Source organism: Janthinobacterium sp. JC611 (assembly GCF_018682595.1).
Lineage (GTDB): Bacteria > Pseudomonadota > Gammaproteobacteria > Burkholderiales > Burkholderiaceae_D > Janthinobacterium.
On the sequence record NZ_JAFLJN010000020.1, the window covers coordinates 277,260 to 299,599 of the forward strand.

Genomic DNA, 22,340 nt, shown 5'->3' on the forward strand with positions numbered 1-22,340 from the left:
TGGGACAGTCATGAGTAATCTGCTTCCCTATGCCTATGCGCGCGATTTCGGCTTGCTGGCCCGGCCCGGCGCCGTCGACGGCGCTCCCGTCGAGGTGCTGGTGGCCGCATCGACGGCGCCGGCGGCGATTGCCGAAGTGTCGCGCCGTTTCGGCCAGATTCAATTGACGGTGCTGCCGCGCGGCGACCTCGATGCGGCCATCGCCGGCGCCTATGCGGGCGGCGGCGGCGACGCGTCGCAGATGGCCGACGAATTCGACGCCGACCTCGATCTGACCAAGCTGCTGCAGGACGTGCCGGCCATCGAGGATTTGCTCGAATCGTCCGACGACGCGCCCGTCATCCGCATGATCAACGCGCTGCTCACGCAGGCGCTGCGCGAAGGCGCGTCCGACATCCACATCGAGCCGTTCGAGCAGACCTCCGTCGTGCGCTTCCGCATCGACGGCAGCCTGCGCGACGTGGTGCGCCCGCGCAAGGCCATCCACGGTTCGCTGATCTCGCGCATCAAGATCATGGCGCAGCTCGACATCGCCGAAAAGCGCTTGCCGCAGGACGGCCGCATCACCCTGCGCGTGGGCGGCAAGCCCGTCGACGTGCGCGTCTCGACCCTGCCCACCGGGCATGGCGAACGGGCCGTCTTGCGTTTGCTGGACAAGGAAGCGGGCCGCCTCGACCTGCAGCACCTGGGCATGAGCGCGCCCATGCTGGCGCAGTTCGACGGCCTGATCACGCAGCCGCACGGCATCGTGCTCGTCACGGGCCCCACCGGCTCGGGCAAGACCACCACCCTGTACGCGGCGCTGTCGATGCTCAACGCCACCACCACGAATATCCTCACGGTGGAAGACCCGATCGAATACGACCTGGCGGGCGTGGGCCAGACCCAGGTCAACCCGCGCATCGACATGACGTTCGCCAAGGCGCTGCGGGCGATCCTGCGGCAAGACCCGGACGTGATCATGATCGGCGAGATCCGCGACCTGGAAACGGCGCAGATCGCCGTGCAGGCATCCTTGACGGGCCACCTGGTGCTGGCGACCCTGCACACCAACGACGCCTCGGCGGCCGTCACGCGATTGCTGGACATGGGCATCGAGCCGTTCCTGCTGTCGTCGTCCTTGCTGGGCGTGCTGGCGCAGCGCCTGGTGCGCAAGCTGTGCGGCTCCTGCAAGACCTTCGACGGGCAGTACTGGCAGGCGGTCGGCTGCGAGCATTGCGGCCAGACGGGCTACCAGGGCCGCGTGGGCGTGTACGAGCTGCTGCGCACGACGGAGCAGATCCGCGCGCAGATCCACAATCGCGCCTCCGAGGCGGAGGTGCGCGCCGTGGCCCTGCATGACGGCATGACGAGCATGCGCGACGACGGCGAACGCTGGCTGCGCGACGGCACCACCACGCAGGCCGAATTGCTGCGCGTGACCAAAGACTAGGCCCGCCACCATGCCCGCATTCCGCTATGAAGCCGTCGACGCCCAGGGCGCCACCCGCAAGGGCGTGCTCAACGCCGACAGTCCCCGTTCCGCGCGCGCCGAGCTGCGCGTGCAAGGCCTGGTGCCGCTGGCCGTCGAGCCGATCGCCGCGCAGGTCGACGCCGCCGGCGTCACCAAACGGCGCGGCTTCGGCGAACGCCTGTCCAGCACCGAGCTGGCCCTGTTTACGCGCCAGCTGGCCAGTTTGCTGGAAGCGGGCCTGCCGCTGGAGCAGGCCTTTTCCGCGCTGCTGGAACAGGCCGAGCGGCCGTATCTGCGCGACCTGATCGCCTCGATCCGTTCGGAAGTGATCGGCGGCGCCGCGTTTTCCGACGTGCTGGCGCGCCATCCGCGCGATTTCGCGGAAATTTACCGGGCGCTGGTGGCGTCGGGCGAGCAGATCGGCCATTTGTCGCGCGTGCTCTCGCGCCTGGCCGACTACATCGAGCGGCGCAACGCGCTGGTGCAGAAGGTCAAGCTGGCATTCACGTATCCGGCCATCGTCACGGTGGTGGCGTTTTCCATCGTCATTTTCCTGCTCACCTATGTGGTGCCGCAGATCGTCTCGGTGTTCGCCAATACCAAGCAGAAGCTGCCCATGCTGACCGTGATCATGCTGGCGCTGTCGGACTTCGTGCGCCACTACGGCGTCGTCGTGGCAATCGTGCTCGCCGGCGCCTGGTTCGCCTGGCGCCGCGCGCTGCAGCAGCCGGCCCTGAAGCGGCGCTGGCATACCTGGCTGCTGACGGCGCCCCTGTACGGCAAGTTCGAGCGCAGCCTGAACACGGCGCGTTTCGCCAGCACGCTGGCCATCACCACGGGGTCCGGCGTGCCGATCCTGCGCGCGCTCGACACCAGCCGCGACACGCTCACCAACGTGGCGATGCAGGAACTGGTGGCCGACGCCAGCGGCGCCGTGCGCGAGGGCGTCAGCCTGGCGCGCGCGCTGTCGGCGCAAAAGCACTTTCCGCCCATGCTGATCCACATGATACGCGCCGGCGAAATCACGGGCGAGCTGCCGGCCATGCTGGAACGGGCCGCCAGCGCGCAGGAGCAGGACCTGGAACGCCGCACCCTGACGATTGCCGGCCTGCTGGAGCCTGCCCTGATCCTGGCCATGGGCGTGGTGGTGCTGCTGATCGTGCTGGCCGTGCTGATGCCGATTATCGAAATCAATCAGCTCGTAAGATAAGAATCCAAGGAAGCCATGAAGCGTTTGCCTCAAGTTACAAGTTTGTTCGCCGTCGTGGCGCTGTCCGTGTCGCTGGCCTATTGGGCCATGCAGCTGTTCAAGGCGCCGCAGCGTCCCATCAATCCACCGGCCGTGCCGGTGGTGCAGGATGCCAGCGTGGAGGCGGGCGCTTCGCTGTTCGGCGGCCAGGTCAGCGTGGCCACGGCCAGCAACTACCAGCTCAAGGGCGTGGTCGCCGCCGGCAATGGCCGCGGCAGCGTGGCCATCATCTCGACCGATGGCAAGCCGTCAGTGGCCCTGCCGGAAGGCGCCGAGGTGGTGCCCGGCGTGACGGTGCAGGAAGTGCATGCGCGCCACGTGCTGTTGCGCGATGGCGGCGTGAGCAAGCGCATCGACCTGGTGGCCGACGACAAGGCGCTGGCCTTGCCGGGGCAGGTGTCCGCCACCCCAACGCCGGCCGCGGCCCCTGCGCCGGCCACGAACCTGGTGCCGCCGCCGCTGCCGATGGAGCAGCAGCGGCCGGCGACCATGATGCCGGCGCCGCAAGTGAGCAGCAACCCGCCGCCGCCGAATTAACGCTGTCCCTGTCCTTATCGTATTTTGCCGATGGCGCCGTGTCGCCATCGCCCCAGGAGTTTTCATGTTCTCGATCCGTGCCGTCCTGGCGGGCTGCGTGGCGGCGCTGTGCGCCTTGCCGCCGGCTGCCGCCGCCGATGTCCCCGCCGCCGCCACTGCCCCTACCTCCGTTGCCGCGCTGGCCGTCCCCGCGCCCGTCGCGGCGCGCCCGCGCATCGCCCTGGTGCTGTCGGGCGGCGGCGCGCGCGGCCTGGCGCATATCGGCGTACTGAAAGTGCTGCAGGAGCTGCATGTGCCGGTCGACATGGTGGTCGGCACCAGCATGGGCGGCGTGGTGGGCGGCGCGTATGCGGCTGGCGCTTCCGTGGCGGACCTGGAAAAGATGGCGCGCGAAACCAACTGGGCGCGCGTGGTGGCCGACCGGCCGCCGCGCGACGAGCTGGCGTTCCGCCGCCGCGAGGAAGATTTGTTGCTGCCGTCGCGCATCGAATTTGGCGTGAGCCGCAACGGCATCTCCACGCCGCCGGCCGCAGCCAGCAATGCGGCGCTGGAGATGGCCCTGAGCCGGCTGCTGCCGGCCGGCATGCGCGACCGTCCCGCCAGCCAGCTGCCGCTGCCTTTCCGCTCGGTGGCGTCTGACCTGGTCAATGGCGAGCTGGTGGAACTGGTCGATACGCCATTGTTCCTGTCGATGCGCGCCTCGCTGGCCGTGCCGGGCGTGTTCGCCCCCGTGCGCGTGAACAACCGGCTGGTGGTCGATGGGGGCCTGGTGCGCAACCTGCCCGTCGACATGGCGCGCGCCATGGGCGCCGACATCATCATCGCCGTCAACGTGGGCACGCCGCTGGCGCCCGAAAAAGACCTGGGCAGCGCCATCGGCGTGGCGCAGCAGATGCTGCAGATCCTCACGGAGCAGAACGTGCAGCGTTCGCTCAAGGAGCTGCGCGCGCAGGATATCCTGGTGGCGCCGGATTTGACGGGCGTCAGTTTCCTCGACTTTGAAAACTATGCGCGCGCCATGCGCGCCGGCGAGCAGGCCGCGCAGGCGCTGGCCGCCCGCCTGGCGCCGCTGGCGCTGCCGCCGGAGCAGTATGCGGCGCGCGAGCAGCTGCGCCTGGCGGCGCCGGCCCTGCTGGACGTGGCCCTGCCGCTCACGCGGCTGGCCGTGGAGAGCGAAGGCGAGATCAATCCGCGCATCCTGCAGGCGCAATCGGGCCTGGTGGAGGGGCAGGCGGTCAGCCAGGAAGATGTGCTCGCGGCGGTGGCCAGGCTGTATGGCCGCGGCGACGTGGCGCGCGTGGAGACGGAAGTGGTCGACGCGGGCGACCAGCGCGCGGTCACCATCAAGGCCGTCGAAGCGCCATGGGCCAGCAACCGCCTGCGCGTGGGCCTGGAGCTGTCCAGCGATTTCAGGGACAGCAACAGCTTCGCCCTGAAGCTGCTGCACGTGCGCTCGAACCTGAACAGCTGGGGCGGCGAGTTGCGCAGCACGGCGCAGATCGGCAACGCGCGCGGCTATGGCGTGCAGTTCTGGCAGCCGCTGGGCGCCGGCAATCCGTGGTACATCGCGCCGCAGCTGCAGTACGCCTCGTCGGCGGTGGATGTCTTCGACAAGGGCCGGCGCAGCGCACGCGTGGCGTATAACGGCCAGACGGCGGCGCTGGTGCTGGGACGCGAGTTCGGCACCTGGGGCGATCTGCAGTTCGGTGTCACGCGCACGGAGATCAAGGGCAAGCTGGCGATACCGGCCGATCCCACGCTGCCCGAGTCGCGCGCGCTGGGCACCACCCAGTTCGTCCAGTTCCGCGTCGATACGCTCGATTCGCCCGGTTTCCCCACGCGCGGCGCACTGCTCGACGCCACCTGGACGCGCGCCTCGACCACGGGTTCGGGCGAAGCGGCGCTGGGCCGCTCTTCGCTGACGGCATTGAAGGCCTTCGGTTATGGCAACTGGGCCGGCCACGTGTATGGCGAATGGGCGCGCGCGCAGCGCGGCGAGGCGCCGCTCAGCCTGGGCGGCTTCCTGCGCCTGTCCGGCACGGATTTCGAATCCGTGAGCGGGCGCAGCATCGCCCTGGCGCGGGTGGTGATGGCGCGCCGCATCGCGTCCCTGCCCAGCACCCTGGGCGGCGCCGTGCGGGCCGGCTTTTCGCTGGAAATGGGTGGCGGCTTCGACCAGAACGAGCGCTGGAAGAGCAGCAAATTCACGCAGGCCAGCAGCGCCTTCATCTCGGTCGATACCCGCTTCGGCCCCGTCTACATGGCGTCGGGCGCGTCCAAGGGCGGCGAGAGCACCTTCTATCTGTTCCTCGGGCCGGTCTGGTAGGGAGGCGCCGGAGCGGCGGCCGCAGAACTGCGGCGCAAGGCCGTGAAGGCGGCAAATTCCCATGAACGGAAACCCAGCAGCAGGGTGAAACCGTCGCGCTCCTGCGGCGCAAGGCGCCGGTCGTTCTGGTGCAGCCGCGCCAGTTCCTCGGCCAGCTGGCGGATTTTCTGCACCAGTTCCTGCGCGCTCGACAGCGACAGGCGCGCCGGGATGCACATCAGGGTTTCGCCGGCGCCGTCAAAATGCCCGCTGAAATAATCGGCCACCACGTGTTCGCGGAAGTACTGCTGCACCGGACCGTCGGCCAGCCAGTGGAAGGCGTTCGAGACGCGCAGGCTGTAGCGGTTCAGCGGCTTGAGTTCGATCAAGCCCAGGCGGTCCAGCTCCGCCAGGCAGCCGATGCATTCGGCCTGCGTCAGCGCATACGTTTCCACCACCTGCTCCAGGCTCCAGTGACCGAGGCAGCAGATCGCCACTAGCAGCAGGCGCGGATGCGCCACCAGCGACTTTTCCTGCACCAGGGTGAGCGTGTCGGCATGCGGCGTGATGTCGGCCGCGCCGCGCAGCACGTCTTCCATGGCGATGCCCGAGGCCTTGCAGATCAGGGCCAGGCGCGACAGCGACATGTCGTGCTGGCCAAACATGCGCTTGACGCTCGACTCGCTCATGGCGATGCGTTCTGCCAGCACTTTGTACGTGATGCCGGCGGCGCGCAGTTGGGTGCGCAGCACGCGCAAAACCAGTTCGGGTGAACTCACGGAATATCCCTTTTGATAAGATTGGTGGCGGATGACGGTACCGAATGTATCCCTGAATGGCACTTTGCACAAGGAGATAGTACTTTTCGGCAAAAACGATGACACTCCCGCTTGTGGCTCGCACGGCGCGCTACAACCAGGCAACTCATCCACTTGTAGAGGTTATCCATGTCCTTCCAATTACGTTTCCCCGCAGCGCTGCTGGCGCTGGCCGCCATCGCCCCCTTGCATGCGTCGGCTGCCGATCCGGCCAGCCCCATCTACATGGGCGCCAGCTATGGCTTTCGCGCCAGTACCGGCCTCGATTGCATCGCCGGCCAAAGCGATTGCGACAAAAGCAGCAAGCGCAATGGCAAGGCCTACGTGGGTTACAGTTTCGACGCGCTGCCGTTTCAGGGCGGCGTGGCCCTGCCTTCGATTGAACTGGTGGGGTATATGGGCGGCGAGGTGAAGTCCGGCTTCGACACGGGCGCCGGCAAGCGTGCCGGCCGCGGCAAGTTCACGGGCCTCGGCATACAGGGCGTGCTCGGCTACCAGTTCGACGCGTTCACCCTGAGCGGCCGCGCCGGTGCGGCATACACGCAGGGCAAGGTCGATTATCTGGGCGGCGGTTCGGACAAGAAGGACAAGATCGGCCTGACCTACGGCATCGGCGCGGCGTATGCCTTGAACCAGAACTGGTCGCTGCACCTCGACTGGGACCGCGTGCCCGTCAAGTACAGCAGCAAGCAGACGACCAAGGTCGACATGTTTTCGCTGGGCGCGTCCTACCGTTTCTAAGGCGACGCTGCCGCGGCACACAGTGGCCTGATGGCGGACGCCCCATGCAAGGGGTGTCCGCGGGCGGCCTATTTGTCTATTTCAACTTTCAACAGCAATTTCGCCAGCAGGCGTTTTTCCTGCTGGCGCTGGCCTGACACGGTTTTCACATGCGCCCCGGCGGCGCGCTGCAGGGCGGCGGTGGCGACCGGGTTGCGCGGTTTTTGCGAGGGTTCGACGCGGAACTGCATTTTCTGCCGCGTCGCTAAGGCCTTGTTTGCCATCGGTTTCCCCCTTCCTGCTTACAGCACGTAGCGCGACAGGTCCTCGTTGACCGACAGCGCTTCCAGCCGTTCGTTGACGTACGCGGCATCGATCACCAGCAGGTTTTCCGTGCCGCTGCTGTTTTCGCTGGCCGTAAACGACACTTCTTCCAGCAGTTTTTCCATCACCGTGTGCAGCCGGCGCGCGCCGATGTTTTCCGTGCGCTCGTTCACCGAATAGGCGATTTCCGCCAGGCGCGTGATGCCTTCCGGTGCGAATTTCAAGGTCAGGTTTTCCGTCGCCAGCAAGGCTTCGTACTGCATCGTCAGGCAGGCGTCGGTGCTGGTGAGAATGCGCTCGAAGTCCGCAATCGACAGCGATTCCAGTTCCACGCGGATGGGGAAACGCCCCTGCAGCTCGGGAATCAGGTCCGACGGCTTCGACAGGTGGAAGGCGCCCGAGGCGATGAACAGGATGTGGTCCGTGCGGATCATGCCGTACTTGGTGTTGACGGTCGTGCCCTCGACCAGCGGCAGCAGGTCGCGCTGCACGCCGGCGCGCGAGACGTCGGCGCCGCCCGATTCCGAACGCGAAGCGATCTTGTCGATCTCGTCGAGGAAGACGATGCCGTTCTGCTCGACGTTCTGGATGGCCTTCTGTTTCAGTTCATCCTCGTTGAGCAGCTTGGCCGCTTCCTCCTCGACCAGCAGTTTGAGCGCTTCGCGGATCTTGACCTTGCGCGCCTTCTTGCGCTGTCCGCCCACGCCCGAGAACATGGACTTGATCTGTTCCGTCATTTCCTCCATGCCCGGCGGCGCCATGATTTCCATCTGCGGGCCCGCCTCGGCCAGTTCGATCTCGATTTCCTTGTCATCGAGCTCGCCCTGGCGCAGACGCTTGCGGAAGGTCTGGCGCGTGCTGTCGCCGCCGCCGCTGTCGACGGACGCTGGCGTATTCGGCGTGAAGCCGAAGTCGCGCGCCGGCGGCACGAGGATGTCGATCACGCGGTCTTCCGCCGCGTCTTCGGCGCGCGCGCGCACCTTCTTCATTTCCAGCGCGCGCGTCTGCTTGATGCCGATGTCGATCAGGTCGCGGATGATGGTGTCGACGTCGCGCCCCACATAGCCCACTTCCGTAAACTTGGTCGCCTCGATCTTGATGAACGGCGCCTCGGCCAGCTTGGCCAGGCGGCGCGCGATTTCCGTCTTGCCGACGCCCGTGGGGCCGATCATGAGGATATTCTTGGGCGTGATTTCATGGCGCAGGGGCTCGGCCACCTGCTGGCGGCGCCAGCGGTTGCGCAGGGCGATGGCGACGGCGCGCTTGGCCTTGGCCTGGCCCACCACGTGTTTGTCGAGTTCGGTGACGATTTCCGACGGGGTCATGTTCATGATCATAATGGCTTTCTATCTTTCTTTTGCGTAGAGTGCCCGAAAAACGTTCAGGGCAAGGCGCTTGGCTTTTTGTATGCCCAGGCCAGGCAACGCAGCCATGGGCGTTTTCTCGGGGCCTCTTAGTCCAGGGTCTCGATGATGTGGGACATATTCGTGTAGATGCAGAGTTCCGCGGCGATGGTCAGCGATTTCTTGACCACGTCTGCCGGCGAGAGGTCCGTGTTTTCCTGCAGCGCCTTGGCGGCGGACTGGGCGTAGGTGCCGCCCGAGCCGATGGCGCCGATGCCGTCTTCCGGTTCCAGCACGTCGCCGTTGCCCGTGATCACCAGGGTCGACTCGCTGTCGGCCACCAGCAGCATCGCTTCCAGGCGGCGCAGCACGCGGTCCGTGCGCCAGTCCTTGGCCAGTTCGACGGAGGCGCGCAGCAAATTGCCCTGGTGTTTTTCCAGCTTGCCTTCGAAGCGGTCGAGCAGGGTGAAGGCGTCGGCGGTGCCGCCGGCAAAGCCGACCAGGACCTTGCCCTGATACAACTTACGCACTTTGCGGGCCGTGCCCTTCATGACGATGTTGCCCAGCGTGACCTGGCCGTCGCCGCCCAGGGCGACTTGCTTGCCGCGCCGGACGCAGAGGATGGTGGTGCCGTGAAATTGTTCCATAGTGACCTCAAAAAATTCGTGCCGATGCGTGCAAGGTCATGCGATTGCGCGCCCATGGCTCAAAAGTGGGGATGGAAAAGACAATTGCAAGCGGCAACTCCGCTGCCGCGTCTGCTTCAGTGTAGTCGGCGCGGGACGAAAAAAAAGCACGCAACCGCAGTTGTGTGCTTTTTTTTCGCCATCGCGGTGCCGCCGGGGCGGCCGCGCAAGGGGAGGGAGATCAGTCGCCGTACAGCTTTTGCTTCAGTTCGCGCCGTTGCTGGGCTTCCAGCGACAGGGTGGCGGTCGGACGGGCGATCAGGCGCGGGATGCCGATAGGCTCGCCCGTTTCTTCGCACCAGCCATAGTCGCCGGCGTCGATGCTGGCGATCGATTGCTGCACTTTCTTCAGCAATTTGCGCTCGCGGTCGCGCGTGCGCAGTTCCAGCGCATGCTCTTCCTCGATGGTGGCGCGGTCGGCAGGGTCCGGTACGAGCACGGTTTCACGCAAGTGTTCCGTGGTTTCGCCGGCGTTTTTCAGCAGGTCTTTTTCGAGCTGCTGCAGGCGCGCCTTGAAGAATGCCAGTTGTGCCGGATTCATGTAGTCATCTTCGCTCATGGCGCGAATTTGCTCTTCGCTGATGAGAGGGATGTCTTGGTTGGCGGCCGGGGTCGATTTATTAGTTTTGGTCATAACTTCGCTTACCTTCGATACGACAGAGTTTTCAAATTGATCAGTTGATGCGGCGATACCGAGCAACTGTACAGGTTCCGCTTGGCATTGCTGTCCCGCTGTACTGCGTGCGACCTTGGCTTGCCGGCGAAAGCCAGGACTACCGGCCGCTAAGGTGCCATGTTGATAACTTTTTACCGCTCTATGCCAGTCGCGCTATGCGCGCGTCAACGGGCGTGTTGGGTGGATCGCTTGCATGCCTGGCATGTGGCCAGCGGCAGTTTGCCAGCATTTCATGACAGGCGAACGACATGGGCCGTTTTCGTCGCTGATTTTGGCACGCTTTGCTTTATATTGCCATCCCGATTTGTTGACTAGCCGATCAGAGACGGCTACTTGTTGGTTTATGCCAGCAAGTTGGGTGTCGGACAGCGGGAAAGCGTGCTTAACTTTCCCTTTTGTTTCTGCTTTGCAAAGGATACTTTGCAAAACCCGGCTAGTTTATACCAAACATTGTTCGAGTCCGCGAATAAAAATGTCTTTTGGTAGATTCTTGCCAATAAACACCATTTTGCTGCCGCGCACTTCGTTTTCGTCCCATTTGGCGCCCAGGTCGCTGCCCATCAGCTGGTGCACGCCCTGGAACACCACCTTGCGTTCGGCGCCCTGCATCAGCAGCACGCCCTTGTAGCGCAGCATGCGCGGGCCATACACTTGCACCAGGCCGCCAAGGAACTCGTCGAGCTTGGCGCTGTCGAACGGTTGCGTGCTCTTGAAAACAAAGGCGGCGATATCGTCGCTGTGCCGCGCATGGTGGTGGTCGGCATGGCCGCAGTCGGTGGCGCAGGCATCGCTGTGCTCGTGTGCGTGCGCGTGCTCATGCGCATGGTCGTGCGCATGGTCATGATCATGCACGTGCGCCGTTTCGGTCGCCAGGAAATCCGGGTCCAGTTCCAGCTTTTCATTCAGGTTGAAGCCGCGGATGTCGAGCACCTCGGCCAGCGGCGCGCGGCCGAAATCGACCTTGGCGATGGGCGCGCGCGGGTTGATGCGTTTCAGGCGGCGCGTCAGCGTGGCCACGTCTTCTTCACTGACGAGGTCGGTTTTCGACAGCAGCAGCTTGTCGGCAAAGCCCACTTGCCGCTGGGCTTCCTCGTATTCATCGAGTTGCTTCATCGCGTGACGGGCATCGACCACCGTGAGAATGGCGTCGAGCATGTAGTGGCTGCCCACTTCCTCGTCGACAAAGAAGGTTTGCGCCACGGGGCCGGGATTGGCCAGGCCCGTCGTTTCGATGACGACGCGGTCGAACGCCAGCAGGCCGGCGTCGCGCTTGCGCGCCAGTTCCGTGAGGCCCACGATCAGGTCGCCGCGCACGGTGCAGCAGATGCAGCCGTTGTTCATCTCGATGATGTGCTCGTTGCTGTCCTGCACCAGGATTTCATTGTCGATGTTTTCCTGGCCAAACTCGTTTTCGATCACGGCGATGCGCATGCCATGCTCTTCCTGCAGTATGCGGTTGAGCAAGGTGGTTTTGCCGGCGCCGAGGAAACCGGTGAGGATGGTGGTGGGAATCAGTGCCATGAAGGATGCCTATGCTGTAATCGGTGGTGCCGCCGCGCAAGCGGAAGAATGCGGACGATTATGCCGGAATTTTGCAAAAGCTTGCAAATGCGCGCCCATCCGCTTGATATGGATCAGGCTGGCCCACTTACTTCACCTTGGCGCGCGGGTGCGCCTGGTCGTACACCTGGGCCAGGTGCTGGAAATCGAGGGCCGTGTAGACCTGGGTCGAGGTGATGCTGGAGTGGCCCAGCATTTCCTGCACGGCGCGCAGGTCGCCCGACGATTGCAGCACGTGCGAAGCGAACGAGTGGCGCAGCACGTGCGGGTGCACGTTGGCGGGAATCGCCGTCGCCAGCGCGTGCGCCTTCAGGCGCAGCTGCAGCACGCGGGGCGAGATGCGCGTGCCGCGCGTGCTGAGAAACAGGGCGGCGCTGCCATCGGCCGCCGGCGGGCGCACGGCCAGCCAGCTGGCCAGCGCCACGAGGGCCGCCTTGCCGACCGGCACCTTGCGCATCTTGCTGCCCTTGCCCGTGACGATGACTTCGAAGCTGGCCATGTCGAGCCAGCCCAGCGAGGCTTCCCGGCCGTCCTCGGCCTTGCAGTAATGGGTGTCCAGGCTGGTCAGTTCGGAGACGCGCAAGCCGCTCGAATACAGCAGCTCGAACATGGCGCGGTTGCACAGCTGCTCCGGTTCGGCGGCGCCTTGCTGGTGTTGCGCGGGCGCCACGAGGCGCACGGCGTCGTCCACCGACAGGGCTTTGGGTAAGGTCTTGGCCCGCTTGGGGGCGCGGATGCCGTCGACGGGATTGGCGTCGACGGCCGTTTCACCGCTGAGCCAATTGTAAAAGCCGCGCCACGACGACAGCTTGCGGGCGATCGAACGCGGGTCGAGGCCGCCGGCATGCAGCTTGGCCGTGTAGCGGCGCACGTCGTTGTGCGCCAGCGCCGTCCAGGGCGTATCGCCGCTCAGTTCCAGCAAGGCGCGCAGGTCGCGCCCGTAGGCGTCCAGCGTATGCGGCGACAGCTTGCGCTGCGTGGCCAGCTGCGCCAGGTAGGCGTCCAGCCACTCGGCCTTGCCGCGCGCCGCAGTCATGGCGTGTTCAGGCAGGCGAGCCGGCGCGCAGCGCGGCCAGGGCGGCGCTGGCCGTGGCGCCGATGTGCACGAGGAAGTCGGTGCCCATGCTCGAGGTAAAGCGTTCGCTGTCGGGCGAGCCGAGCACCAGCAAGCCGAAGGTACCCGTGGTGTTCGGCGCGCGCAGGGCGATCATGACGGTCGATTCGATCTTGTCGGCCTGCAGCCAGTGCACGGCTTCGAAATCGCGGTTGCTGCCGCAGTATGGCGCTTGCAGGCTGTTGGCGAACATGCGCACGTCGGCCGTGACATCTTCCGTGAACCAGCCGTCGGCGTGTTCCGGCAGCATTTGCCACAGGCGCAGGCTGACATAGGGCACGTCGAAATTGCTTTGCAAGGCGTCGACCAGCACGCGCGGCATGTCCGCATCGTTGCGCACTTGCAGCATGGCCTGGTTCCAGCCGTGGAATTTGCTGGCGATATCGCCATTTTCCTCGGCCAGGCGGCTCAGCTTGGACATGCGCAATTCCAGCGCCTTGTACTTGTCGCGCATCACTTCCATCTGCCGCTCCTGCAGCGAGATGGTGCGCCCCGTCAGCGGGCTGCTCAGCTTGACCTCACCGAGCAGGGCGGTATGCTCTTCGAAGAAATTCGGATGCTCGCTCAGGTACTGGGCGACGGTGCTGGAATCGAGTGTGGCGGTCATTGAGAATATCTGTCAGTGAAGGATGAACGCTTCATTCTAACCGAGAGTGCGGCGGCATAGGCGCAAAGGGAGGGGCGCCTATGCATTTTCCGCGCGCCCATGAAAAAAGCGGCATGGTTGCCCATGCCGCCTTGCATTTCTTGCTCAGCAATCACCCGTGGCGGGTGATTTGCGGGGCATTAGAAGTTGTGGTGTACGCCCAGACCGATGTAGTTGACCGAGGTGGTGTTGTTGTAGTTGGTGCTGCTGGCCGATTTCTTGTTCGAGATATCCGCGTACAGGTAGGTACGCTTCGACAGATTGTAGTCGTAGCCCAGCGATGCTTGCTTGGTCTTGGCGACGCCGTCCGGCGTTTTTTGACCGTAGCCGGCGCGGATTTTGCCTGGGCCGACGTCATAGTTGGCGCCCAGCACCCACGATTTGGTGTCCGTATTGACGATTTTGAAATCGCCGTCATCCTGGTGCTGGTACGTTGCCATCAGTTTCAATTCCGCGATCGGATTGAACGATGCGCCGACCGACCACAGCTTGGCTTGCAGGCCGTTACGCTCGTAGGCAGCCATGGCGGCGAACTGGGCGTTGTTGTACGTGGCCGATACCGAGTACGGGTTCGATGCTGGCGCCACGTTCGCTGGCACGGCGAAGTTGCCGGTGGCATTCGTCGTCAGGTTGCGCACGGTGGCTGCGACGGCCGCGTTGTTGTTCGCTTCCTTGGCGGCCACGGTGGCGTTGAACTGGAAGCCGCTGATGACTGGCGAGTTGTAGAACACGGCGTTCGAGAAGCGGTTACGCGAGTTGCCTGGCGCGCTCAACGGATCGCTGGTGTAGCCGGCGACGGTCAGGTCGGTCTGGAAACCGGCTGGTGTAGGCATGCCCGACCATGGTTCGAAACCGGTGCTCGTTTCCTGGAAGGCGGTCAGGCCACGGCCCAGGCGGACGGTACCGAAGTCGCCTTGCAGGCCGACGCGGCTTTGACCCTGGAACAGCGGACGCGAATTGGCGCCCGACGTGTTCTCGACGGTGCCCGTGTCGGATTCATAGCGAATTTCCAGTTGGAAAATAGCTTTCAAGCCATTACCCAGATCTTCCGTGCCCTTGAAGCCCAGTTTGTTGTTGTCGCGCTTGGTAACGGCGGTGGTCGAACCCGTCGTTTTGCCCAGACCTGCATCGATCGTGCCGTAGATTTGGACGGACGACTGCGCTTGTGCTGTGGCGGCAAAGGCGCCGAAGAGTGCGAGGGCAACGAGTGATTTTTTCATGTCTTATTCCCTATTAAAAGTGAGTTCCGTCCGAGATCCGAGCAGATTGAAATGCGCCAACTGCCGCGTTTCGATGAATGAACCTTAATTGTTCGGCGTGCCGGGCGCGTGGGATTGGTCAAATATGCGTGAAAAGATTGGTGAAAAGCGGCATAACCGCATGCCCCTGTTGTATTTTTGTAACGCGCGGTTTCTGCCGATCCCGCGCCGATGGCACGCTTTCTCCCATCGCCACGCCAGCGGCGCCTCGCCATCTTGGCGTGTCCGGGCCAGGACATTGTTGCGTTGAATCAAGTTCTTCAGCCGGCTTAGTCGGATTTATGACACAAGGACGTTACACTAAGGGAGGGCCTGCATGGATGAGCCTGGAGACGGCTCACTATTATTAGAATCATTGACTCAATATCGAGAATCGATGGCAAATCGCGAAACATTAGGATTGATCAAGGGCGCACGCGCGGGCGACGTCGCTTGCCAGCTGGCCTTGGGACGGCTGTATCTGTTTGGACAGGGCGTGCCGCAAAGCCTGCCGACCGCCTTGCACTGGCTGGCGCGGGCGGCCCAGGAAGATAGCGAGGAAGCGTGCTTGCTGATCGGTAGGCATGTGCCGTTCGAAGTGGCGCAACCGGCAGCCAAGGCGCTGATTCCCTATTACGCGCAGGCGTTCGATGCGGGCCTGGTACAGGCGGGCCTGGTGCTGGCGCAACTGGTGCTCGGTAATGCGGCCAGCCATGGTGAAGCCTTGCGCGCCAAGGCGCGCGTGGCGCTGGATGCGGCCGTAGGGGCCGGCTTGCCCGATGCACAATGGTTGTTGTCCATGCAAGAGGGATCGCCTGCCGCTGCCGGGCCGGATACCAGCCTTGCTGGCGAGCATGTTCTCGATGGCGATGCGCCGCTGTACGCCTGGCTGGAGCAGGCATGGAGCCAGGGCAACCATGCGGGCTTCCTGTCGCAAGGCTTGCCGCTGGCGCGCGAGTTGCTGCAGCGCCAGGCGGCGGCCGGGGCGCGCACGATCGCCCTCGAGGCGCAGCAGGTGCTGTTGCTGTCGCGTTGCGCCCAGGCCTTGGCGCCTGGCGGCGATGCCGAAGGATGGCAGTGTTGCGAACTGGCCGCGCATGGCGGCGACCGCACGGCGCAGCTGGAGCTGGGGCTGGGTTATGCGCGCATGGATGCGCAGGGCCAGCGGCTGGCCACGCGCACCGGCGCGGCCAATTTCAAGCGGGCCGTGCGCTGGCTGACGCAGGCTGGCGAGCAGGGACTGGCCGAAGCCTGGTTCGTGCTGTCGCGCATCTATACGAAACCGGAATTTTCCCAGCGCAATGTGGTCGAAGCCCATTCCTGCCTGGAGCGTGCCGCCGACCTGGGGCATGGCCCGGCCCAGCTCGAGTGCGGCATGCATGCCTGGCGCAATCGCCGCGACGGTGTCAACAACGACGTGCGGGCCGCGTACTGGCTGCTGCAGGCGTACGGGCAAGGCAGCCGTGAAGCGGAGGCGGCCCTGGCGAAGATCGCGCCGCAAGGCGAACCCGGCGACTGGGGCCAGTGCGCCGCGCTGCAGGCCGATGGGCATTTGCGGCAAGTGGGCCAGAGCCACCCCTTGCTGGCCGCGCGCCTGGCGCTGGCGCGCTGCTTTCACCTGTCGCGTGCCGAGGCGCTGCTGCTCGATATCCACGCGGCCGACCAGGGACATTGTCTGTTGATCGACATCAGCGCCACGCATGGGCGCGGCAAGCGGCGGCTCGTGCTGATCCGCACGGCGCAGGAGCGCCAGCTGCTCGATCAGGTCGTGCGCCTGTTCGAGCGCGTCGATTGCGGCGTGGCGGGGCCGGAAGGCAATTACCGGCAGCGCCTGTACCGCCTGAAGTGCTACCTGGCCGAACTTGATGTCGCGCAGGAACAGCAGTTCCTGGCGGCCTGACTTTGCATCGCTTACAGCTCGATCGTGCCTTCGAACACGGTCACGGCCGGGCCCGTCATCAGGACCGGGTGGCCCGGGCCTTGCCAGGCGATCGACAGTTCGCCGCCGCGCGCACTGATGCGCACGGGAGAATCGAGCAAGCCGCGCCGGATGCCGGCCACGGCGGCCGCGCAGGCGCCCGTGCCGCAGGCCAGGGTTTCGCCCGCGCCCCGTTCAAACACGCGCAGTTTCACGTGCTGGCGGTCGACGACCTGCATGTAGCCGGCGTTGACCCGGCGGGGAAAGCGCGGGTGATGCTCGATCAGCGGGCCCGAGGTTTCCAGGTCTTGCGCCTCGACATCGTCGACCACTTGCACGGCGTGCGGATTGCCCATCGAGACGACGGACACCAGCAGCGTGGCTGCCTGGCCCGGCAAGGCCAGGTCCAGCGGCCACAGCACATCGTTGCCCTCGGCCACGCCATCGAGGCCATGCGCATCGAACGGCACCAGCGCGGGTTCCAGCACGGGCGCGCCCATGTCGACCGTGATGCTGCCGTCGCGTTCGAGGCGCGGCGAAATAACGCCGGCCATGGTTTCCACGCGGATGCTGTCCTTGTTCGACAGCCCTTTTTCGCTGACGAACTTGACGAAGGCGCGCGCGCCGTTGCCGCATTGCTCGACTTCGCCGCCATCGTTGTTATAGATGCGGTAGCGGAAGTCGCAGCCGGGCAGGCGCGGCTTTTCCACCACGAGGATCTGGTCGGCGCCGATGCCGAAACGGCGGTCGGCCAGGCGCTGCCACTGGGCCGGCGTGAAGTCGATCTCTTGATGGATGGCGTCGATGACGATGAAGTCATTGCCGGCGCCATGCATTTTGGTAAATTGGAGTTTCATGGTGTGCCGTATCACTTGTGCTGGTTATAGAACGACGCTTCGCCTTCCGGACGCGTCTTGAAGCGTTTATGCGTCCAGAAATACTCGGCCGGCGCTTCGCGCACGCGCTCTTCGATGAATTCGTTCATGCGGCGCGTGGCGGCCGTGATGTCGTCGCCCGGGTAATCGTCCCAGGCCGGGTAATAGGTCACTTGCCAGCCCTGGTAATTGGGCAGGAAGGTGGCGATGACGGGAATGACCTGCGCCTTGGCGGCCAGCGCCAGGCGCGCCGTGGCCGTCAGGGTGGCGGCGGGCACGCCGAAGAAGGGCACGAATTCCGCATCCTTTTCGCCGAAATCCATGTCCGGCAGCATGAAATACGGCAAGCCGTCGCGCAGCGCGCGCAGGATCGTCTTGATGCCGTCCTGGCGCGTAAACAGCTTGGGCGGCTTGAAGCGCGAACGGCCGTTGCGCAAGGCCTGGTCGAAGGCGGCGTTCTTTTGCTGCACATACATCGACGAGGCGGAAATTTCCATGGCCGTGGCGGCGCCGGCCACGTCGAGGCAGACGAAGTGCGGGCACAGCAGGATGGTCGGCTTGGCCGCGATCTGCTGGCCCGGGAAGGCGGGCACTTTTTTGATCAGGCGGTTCAGGCGTTCTTCCGACGACCACCACAGGATGCTGCGTTCCCACACGCTGCGCGAATAGGCCTGGAAATGCTGGCGCGCCAGCGCCACGCGCTCGGCTTCCGACAATTGCGGCATGCACAGGCGCAGATTCGTCAGGGCGATCTTGCGCCGCGTGGGCATGGCGATGAACAGCAGGCTGCCGACGGCCACGCCGAAACGGCCGAGGATGGGCAAGGGCAGCCAGTGCAGCAGCCACATGAAGGCGATCAGCAGTCTCATGCCTGCTCCCCGGCGGCCTCGGGCGTGGCGGGCGAGGGCGGCGGCGCGCCGCGCGGCACTTTATAGCGGTTGTAGCTCCACAGGTATTGCGCCGGGCTGCGCGCGATCAACTGTTCCATGGCCGCATTGATGGTGCGCGCCTGCTCGGCCGAGGTGCTGTCGAGCGACTCGGTAAACGGCACGAAATGCACGACATAGCCGCGTCCGCCCGGCAGGCGTTCCGCGTAGGTGATGATGACTTCGGCGCCACCCATCTGCGCCAGCTTGGCGGGCAGGGTCATGGTGTAGGCGGGGCGGCCGAAGAAATCGGCCCACACGCCTTCGCCTTCCTGCGGCACCTGATCGGGCAGCAGGCCGATGGGCTGGCCCTTTTTGAGGCATTTGGCGAAGATGCGCACGCCCGACATATTGGCTGGCGCCAGCATCAGGTTCTCGCGCGCGCGGGCCCCTTCGATCAGCGGTTTTAATGCGGCGCGCTTGGGCGGGCGGTACATCACGGTGAGCGGCGTGCGCAGCGCGATTTGCTGGGCGACGATTTCAAAGCAGCCCAGGTGCGGCGTCAGGAAGACGATGCCGCGGCCGTGCTGCAGCGCTTTTTCCACCAGCTCCCAGTTTTCCACCGTCGCATGGCGCGCCACGCGTGCGGCTGGCGCGCACCAGATGAACGGCAATTCCAGCACGCTTTTGCCCGCTTCGGCCACGGCCGTGTGCAAGTGTTGCGAAAACCCCGCACCTTGCATGTTCTCGCGCATGCGGCAACGGTAGGACGGGGAAATGGCGTAAATCACCCAGCCGAGCGCAGCGCCCAGGCCATGCAGGACGGGCAGGGGAAAGATGGATAAGAAGCGGAAAATTGGGACTAACATGTATAAGCTGTTTCCAGGAATGGCGTGTTGCCGTGCCAAAATTTTTTAAGAAGCGTAAAATACCACGTATGCAGTAACCGCTGAGTTAATAGACAACTTGCGATGCGGAATATAAATCTCGCTAAAGCGTCGCAGGCAAAATCCTCTTTACTGCGACAGAACATTCACATAGTAAACAGGAGCTTGCAATGTCAAACGACTATCTCTTCACTTCCGAATCCGTCTCGGAAGGCCATCCCGACAAGGTTGCCGATCAAATTTCCGACGCCATCCTTGACGCCATCCTGACCCAGGACCCGACCGCCCGCGTGGCAGCCGAAACCCTGTGCAACACGGGTCTGGTGGTGCTGGCTGGCGAGATCACCACCCACGCCAATGTGGATTATATTCAAGTTGCGCGCGAAACCATCAAACGTATCGGCTACGACAACACGGAATACGGCATCGACTACAAGGGTTGCGCCGTGCTGGTGGCCTACGACAAGCAGTCTCCCGACATCGCGCAAGGCGTCGATGAAGGTGCGGGCATTGACCTGGATCAAGGCGCTGGCGACCAGGGCCTGATGTTTGGCTACGCCTGCGATGAAACGGCCGAGCTGATGCCTGCCGCCATCCACTACGCGCACCGCATGGTCGAGCGCCAGTCGCAGCTGCGCAAGGATGGCCGTTTGCCATGGCTGCGTCCGGATGCGAAATCGCAAGTGACCCTGCGCTACGTCGATGGCCGCCCCGTCGGCGTGCACACCGTCGTGCTGTCGACTCAGCATGCGCCGGAAATCTCGCACGCGCAGATCAAGGAAGCCGTGATCGAAGAGATCATCAAGCCCATCCTGCCGCGCGAATGGCTGAATGACACCATTTTCCTCGTCAACCCGACGGGCCGTTTCGTCATCGGCGGTCCGCAAGGCGATTGCGGCTTGACCGGCCGCAAGATCATCGTCGACACCTACGGCGGCGCAGCCCCGCACGGCGGCGGCGCGTTCTCGGGCAAGGACCCGTCGAAGGTCGACCGTTCGGCCGCCTACGCGGCCCGCTACGTGGCGAAAAACATCGTCGCCGCCGGCCTGGCGCGCCAATGCCAGGTGCAGGTCAGCTACGCCATCGGCGTGGCCAAGCCGATCAACATCACCGTCTACACGGAAGGCACGGGCGTCATTCCCGATGAGCAAATCGCCAAGCTGGTGCTGGAACACTTCGACCTGCGTCCGAAGGGCATCGTGCAAATGCTCGACCTGCTGCGTCCGATTTACCAGAAGAGCGCCGCCTACGGCCATTTCGGCCGCGAAGAGCCGGAATTCACGTGGGAACGCACGGACAAGGTCGCCCTGCTGCGCGACGCCGCCGGCCTGAAGTAATCTAGTCAGACTTGCAAGAAAAGCGCCCCGGCCTGCTGGCCGTGGGCGCTTTTTTTATGTGTTGTTCCGTGGTAATGCCGTGCAAACAGGCTGGCGCGGCAGCCTTGACAATGATAAAATCCCGTGTCCGAGGAGCGTTGCGACGAAGAAATTCGCCAGGCTCGGAATATCCTGCAACCGCGCTCACGTACCTTTTTCAACAACTGAAAGGAGGGCGTGATGAACGCCGTACTCAAATCGCAACACGACTACACCATCGCCGATATCACCTTGGCCGCATGGGGCGACAAAGAAATCAAGATTGCTGAAACGGAAATGCCTGGCCTGATGGCCATCCGCGAAGAATTCGCGGCAGCGCAGCCCCTGAAAGGCGCGCGCATCACCGGTTCCATCCACATGACCATCCAGACCGCCGTGCTGATCCAGACCCTGGAAGCGCTGGGCGCGCAAGTGCGTTGGGCATCGTGCAACATCTATTCCACACAAGACCACGCCGCCGCCGCCATCGCCGCCGCCGGCACGCCCGTGTTCGCCGTCAAGGGCGAGTCGCTGGACGATTACTGGGAATACACGCACCGCATCTTCGAATGGCCGAACGTCGATGGCAAGGCCGTCTACTCGAACATGATCCTCGACGATGGCGGCGACGCCACCCTGCTGCTGCACCTGGGCGTGCGCGCGGAAACCGACCTGTCGGTGCTGGCCAACCCCGGTTCGGACGAAGAAGTCTGCTTGTTCAACTCGATCAAGAAGCACTTGCTGGCCGACCCGACCTGGTACTCGAAGCGTCTGCCGGAAATCCTCGGCGTGACGGAAGAAACCACCACCGGCGTGCACCGTTTGTATCAAATGCACAAGGAAGGCAAGCTGGCTTTCCCTGCGATCAACGTGAACGATTCCGTCACGAAATCGAAGTTCGACAACCTGTATGGCTGCCGCGAATCGCTGGTCGACGGCATCAAGCGCGCCACCGACGTGATGATCGCCGGTAAAGTGGCCGTCATCGCCGGTTACGGTGACGTGGGCAAAGGTTCGGCGCAAGCCATGCGCGCCCTGTCGGCGCAAGTGTGGGTGACGGAAGTCGACCCGATCTGCGCACTGCAGGCGGCGATGGAAGGCTACCGCGTCGTGACCATGGATTACGCCTGCGAACACGGCGACATTTTCGTCACGTGCACCGGCAACTACCACATCCTCACGCACGATCACCTGACGCGCATGAAAGACCAGGCCATCGTCTGCAACATTGGTCACTTCGACAATGAAATCGACGTCGCTTCGCTGAAGCAATACGAGTGGGAAAACATCAAGCCGCAAGTCGACCACATCATCTTCCCGTCGGGCCGCCGCATCATCCTGCTGGCCGAAGGCCGCCTGGTCAACCTCGGCTGCGGCACGGGCCACCCGTCGTACGTGATGAGCTCGTCGTTCGCCAACCAGACGATCGCGCAGATCGAACTGTACGCGAACACGGCCAACTACCCGGTCGGCGTGTACACCCTGCCTAAACACCTGGACGAAAAAGTCGCCCGCCTGCAACTCAAAAAGTTGAATGCGCAGCTGACGGAACTGACGCAAGAGCAAGCCGACTACATTGGCGTGCGCACGGAAGGTCCATACAAGCCCGAGCACTACCGCTATTAATCGGTTGCTTGCCTCGGGAACCTACTGCGCGGCGCGGGGCGCGGCCGGCGATGCTCGCTGTACATAACGTACAGCTGCGCTTCTCGGCCACGCCGCGCATCCGCTCGCTACGGTTCGCGAGGCAAGGAGGCTCACTTGTGTAAT

The 22,340-nt window shown here is 64.2% G+C and carries 20 protein-coding genes and 1 riboswitch; of the genes, 8 read left to right on the forward strand and 12 right to left on the reverse strand.

Going from position 1 to position 22,340, the window contains the following annotated elements:
• Positions 1-10 precede the first annotated feature (10 nt).
• The 4 genes from gspE (at position 11) to J0O65_RS13895 (ending at position 5,565) form a co-directional block, all read left to right on the forward strand.
• Entirely contained in the window at positions 11-1,432 is a 1,422-nt protein-coding gene (gspE, locus tag J0O65_RS13880) for a type II secretion system ATPase GspE (protein WP_215407556.1), read from the forward strand.
• A gap of 10 nt (positions 1,433-1,442) precedes the next feature.
• Positions 1,443-2,663, forward strand: a complete 1,221-nt coding sequence (gene gspF / locus J0O65_RS13885; protein ID WP_215407557.1) for a type II secretion system inner membrane protein GspF — start codon at positions 1,443-1,445, stop codon at positions 2,661-2,663.
• A gap of 15 nt (positions 2,664-2,678) precedes the next feature.
• Entirely contained in the window at positions 2,679-3,239 is a 561-nt protein-coding gene (locus J0O65_RS13890; RefSeq protein WP_215407558.1) for a type II secretion system protein N, read from the forward strand.
• A gap of 64 nt (positions 3,240-3,303) precedes the next feature.
• On the forward strand, positions 3,304-5,565 hold the full coding sequence (locus tag J0O65_RS13895; RefSeq protein WP_215407560.1) for a patatin-like phospholipase family protein: 2,262 nt from the start codon (positions 3,304-3,306) through the stop codon (positions 5,563-5,565).
• Here the strand turns inward: J0O65_RS13895 and J0O65_RS13900 are convergent.
• Positions 5,538-6,323, reverse strand: a complete 786-nt coding sequence (locus J0O65_RS13900) for a helix-turn-helix domain-containing protein (protein WP_353056193.1) — start codon at positions 6,321-6,323, stop codon at positions 5,538-5,540. The two genes, J0O65_RS13895 and J0O65_RS13900, sit on opposite strands and share 28 nt — an antisense overlap.
• A 168-nt stretch (positions 6,324-6,491) precedes the next feature.
• Here J0O65_RS13900 and J0O65_RS13905 point away from each other — a divergent pair, with 168 nt between their 5' ends.
• Positions 6,492-7,103 (forward strand): outer membrane protein, encoded by a 612-nt coding sequence (locus tag J0O65_RS13905; protein WP_215407562.1) that lies wholly within the window; start codon positions 6,492-6,494, stop codon positions 7,101-7,103.
• Positions 7,104-7,171: 68 nt separating this feature from the next.
• Here J0O65_RS13905 and J0O65_RS13910 read toward each other — a convergent pair whose 3' ends face one another.
• The 8 genes from J0O65_RS13910 to J0O65_RS13945 form a co-directional block, all read right to left on the reverse strand.
• Complete coding sequence (locus J0O65_RS13910) at positions 7,172-7,366, reverse strand: hypothetical protein (protein WP_099665795.1); 195 nt, start codon at positions 7,364-7,366, stop codon at positions 7,172-7,174.
• Between the two features lie 18 nt (positions 7,367-7,384).
• A complete protein-coding gene (hslU, locus tag J0O65_RS13915) occupies positions 7,385-8,737 on the reverse strand; it encodes an ATP-dependent protease ATPase subunit HslU (protein ID WP_285896793.1) in 1,353 nt (450 codons plus the stop codon).
• A gap of 122 nt (positions 8,738-8,859) precedes the next feature.
• Entirely contained in the window at positions 8,860-9,396 is a 537-nt protein-coding gene (hslV, locus tag J0O65_RS13920; protein ID WP_034753065.1) for an ATP-dependent protease subunit HslV, read from the reverse strand.
• A gap of 220 nt (positions 9,397-9,616) precedes the next feature.
• Positions 9,617-10,069, reverse strand: a complete 453-nt coding sequence (gene dksA / locus J0O65_RS13925) for an RNA polymerase-binding protein DksA (RefSeq protein ID WP_076565074.1) — start codon at positions 10,067-10,069, stop codon at positions 9,617-9,619.
• Positions 10,070-10,549: 480 nt separating this feature from the next.
• Complete coding sequence (locus tag J0O65_RS13930) at positions 10,550-11,632, reverse strand: CobW family GTP-binding protein (protein ID WP_215407566.1); 1,083 nt, start codon at positions 11,630-11,632, stop codon at positions 10,550-10,552.
• Between the two features lie 127 nt (positions 11,633-11,759).
• Positions 11,760-12,707, reverse strand: coding sequence for a tyrosine recombinase XerC (locus J0O65_RS13935; RefSeq protein WP_215407568.1), 948 nt, complete (start codon positions 12,705-12,707; stop codon positions 11,760-11,762).
• Between the two features lie 7 nt (positions 12,708-12,714).
• Positions 12,715-13,392 carry a DUF484 family protein gene (locus J0O65_RS13940; protein WP_215407570.1) on the reverse strand — a complete coding sequence of 226 codons (678 nt, stop codon included), beginning with the start codon at positions 13,390-13,392 and terminating at the stop codon, positions 12,715-12,717.
• Between the two features lie 179 nt (positions 13,393-13,571).
• On the reverse strand, positions 13,572-14,651 hold the full coding sequence (locus tag J0O65_RS13945; protein ID WP_215407572.1) for a porin: 1,080 nt from the start codon (positions 14,649-14,651) through the stop codon (positions 13,572-13,574).
• A gap of 415 nt (positions 14,652-15,066) precedes the next feature.
• On the opposite strand from J0O65_RS13945, the gene J0O65_RS13950 reads away from it, so the two are divergent.
• On the forward strand, positions 15,067-16,569 hold the full coding sequence (locus J0O65_RS13950) for a tetratricopeptide repeat protein (RefSeq protein ID WP_215407574.1): 1,503 nt from the start codon (positions 15,067-15,069) through the stop codon (positions 16,567-16,569).
• 11 nt (positions 16,570-16,580) lie between these two features.
• On the opposite strand, the gene dapF is transcribed toward J0O65_RS13950, so the two are convergent.
• The 3 genes from dapF to J0O65_RS13965 are packed head-to-tail and all read right to left on the reverse strand — an operon-like array spanning position 16,581 to position 19,197.
• On the reverse strand, positions 16,581-17,444 hold the full coding sequence (gene dapF / locus J0O65_RS13955; protein WP_215407576.1) for a diaminopimelate epimerase: 864 nt from the start codon (positions 17,442-17,444) through the stop codon (positions 16,581-16,583).
• A gap of 11 nt (positions 17,445-17,455) precedes the next feature.
• Positions 17,456-18,331, reverse strand: coding sequence for an LpxL/LpxP family acyltransferase (locus J0O65_RS13960; protein ID WP_215407578.1), 876 nt, complete (start codon positions 18,329-18,331; stop codon positions 17,456-17,458).
• Positions 18,328-19,197 carry a lysophospholipid acyltransferase family protein gene (locus J0O65_RS13965; protein WP_215407580.1) on the reverse strand — a complete coding sequence of 290 codons (870 nt, stop codon included), beginning with the start codon at positions 19,195-19,197 and terminating at the stop codon, positions 18,328-18,330. Before J0O65_RS13965 ends, J0O65_RS13960 begins: the two co-directional genes overlap by 4 nt.
• A gap of 188 nt (positions 19,198-19,385) precedes the next feature.
• Between J0O65_RS13965 and metK the strand changes: the two genes are divergently transcribed.
• Together metK and ahcY are read left to right on the forward strand one after the other, a co-directional pair.
• A complete protein-coding gene (gene metK, locus J0O65_RS13970; RefSeq protein WP_215407582.1) occupies positions 19,386-20,552 on the forward strand; it encodes a methionine adenosyltransferase in 1,167 nt (388 codons plus the stop codon).
• Positions 20,553-20,675: 123 nt separating this feature from the next.
• Positions 20,676-20,744: riboswitch (S-adenosyl-L-homocysteine riboswitch) on the forward strand.
• A 27-nt stretch (positions 20,745-20,771) separates the two neighbouring features.
• Positions 20,772-22,196, forward strand: a complete 1,425-nt coding sequence (gene ahcY, locus J0O65_RS13975; protein WP_215407583.1) for an adenosylhomocysteinase — start codon at positions 20,772-20,774, stop codon at positions 22,194-22,196.
• The last annotated feature ends 144 nt before the right edge of the window (positions 22,197-22,340 follow it).

Excerpts from the sequence above, each read along its gene's own strand:
- gspE (WP_215407556.1), top strand. The coding sequence starts at position 11 with ATGAGTAATCTGCTTCCCTATGCCTATGCGCGCGATTTCGGCTTGCTG.
- gspF (WP_215407557.1), top strand. The coding sequence starts at position 1,443 with ATGCCCGCATTCCGCTATGAAGCCGTCGACGCCCAGGGCGCCACCCGC.
- J0O65_RS13890 (WP_215407558.1), top strand. The coding sequence starts at position 2,679 with ATGAAGCGTTTGCCTCAAGTTACAAGTTTGTTCGCCGTCGTGGCGCTG.
- J0O65_RS13895 (WP_215407560.1), top strand. The coding sequence starts at position 3,304 with ATGTTCTCGATCCGTGCCGTCCTGGCGGGCTGCGTGGCGGCGCTGTGC.
- J0O65_RS13905 (WP_215407562.1), top strand. The coding sequence starts at position 6,492 with ATGTCCTTCCAATTACGTTTCCCCGCAGCGCTGCTGGCGCTGGCCGCC.
- J0O65_RS13910 (WP_099665795.1), bottom strand. The coding sequence starts at position 7,366 with ATGGCAAACAAGGCCTTAGCGACGCGGCAGAAAATGCAGTTCCGCGTC.
- hslU (WP_285896793.1), bottom strand. The coding sequence starts at position 8,737 with ATGAACATGACCCCGTCGGAAATCGTCACCGAACTCGACAAACACGTG.
- hslV (WP_034753065.1), bottom strand. The coding sequence starts at position 9,396 with ATGGAACAATTTCACGGCACCACCATCCTCTGCGTCCGGCGCGGCAAG.
- dksA (WP_076565074.1), bottom strand. The coding sequence starts at position 10,069 with ATGACCAAAACTAATAAATCGACCCCGGCCGCCAACCAAGACATCCCT.
- J0O65_RS13930 (WP_215407566.1), bottom strand. The coding sequence starts at position 11,632 with ATGGCACTGATTCCCACCACCATCCTCACCGGTTTCCTCGGCGCCGGC.
- J0O65_RS13935 (WP_215407568.1), bottom strand. The coding sequence starts at position 12,707 with ATGACTGCGGCGCGCGGCAAGGCCGAGTGGCTGGACGCCTACCTGGCG.
- J0O65_RS13940 (WP_215407570.1), bottom strand. The coding sequence starts at position 13,392 with ATGACCGCCACACTCGATTCCAGCACCGTCGCCCAGTACCTGAGCGAG.
- J0O65_RS13945 (WP_215407572.1), bottom strand. The coding sequence starts at position 14,651 with ATGAAAAAATCACTCGTTGCCCTCGCACTCTTCGGCGCCTTTGCCGCC.
- J0O65_RS13950 (WP_215407574.1), top strand. The coding sequence starts at position 15,067 with ATGGCAAATCGCGAAACATTAGGATTGATCAAGGGCGCACGCGCGGGC.
- dapF (WP_215407576.1), bottom strand. The coding sequence starts at position 17,444 with ATGAAACTCCAATTTACCAAAATGCATGGCGCCGGCAATGACTTCATC.
- J0O65_RS13960 (WP_215407578.1), bottom strand. The coding sequence starts at position 18,331 with ATGAGACTGCTGATCGCCTTCATGTGGCTGCTGCACTGGCTGCCCTTG.
- J0O65_RS13965 (WP_215407580.1), bottom strand. The coding sequence starts at position 19,197 with ATGTTAGTCCCAATTTTCCGCTTCTTATCCATCTTTCCCCTGCCCGTC.
- metK (WP_215407582.1), top strand. The coding sequence starts at position 19,386 with ATGTCAAACGACTATCTCTTCACTTCCGAATCCGTCTCGGAAGGCCAT.
- ahcY (WP_215407583.1), top strand. The coding sequence starts at position 20,772 with ATGAACGCCGTACTCAAATCGCAACACGACTACACCATCGCCGATATC.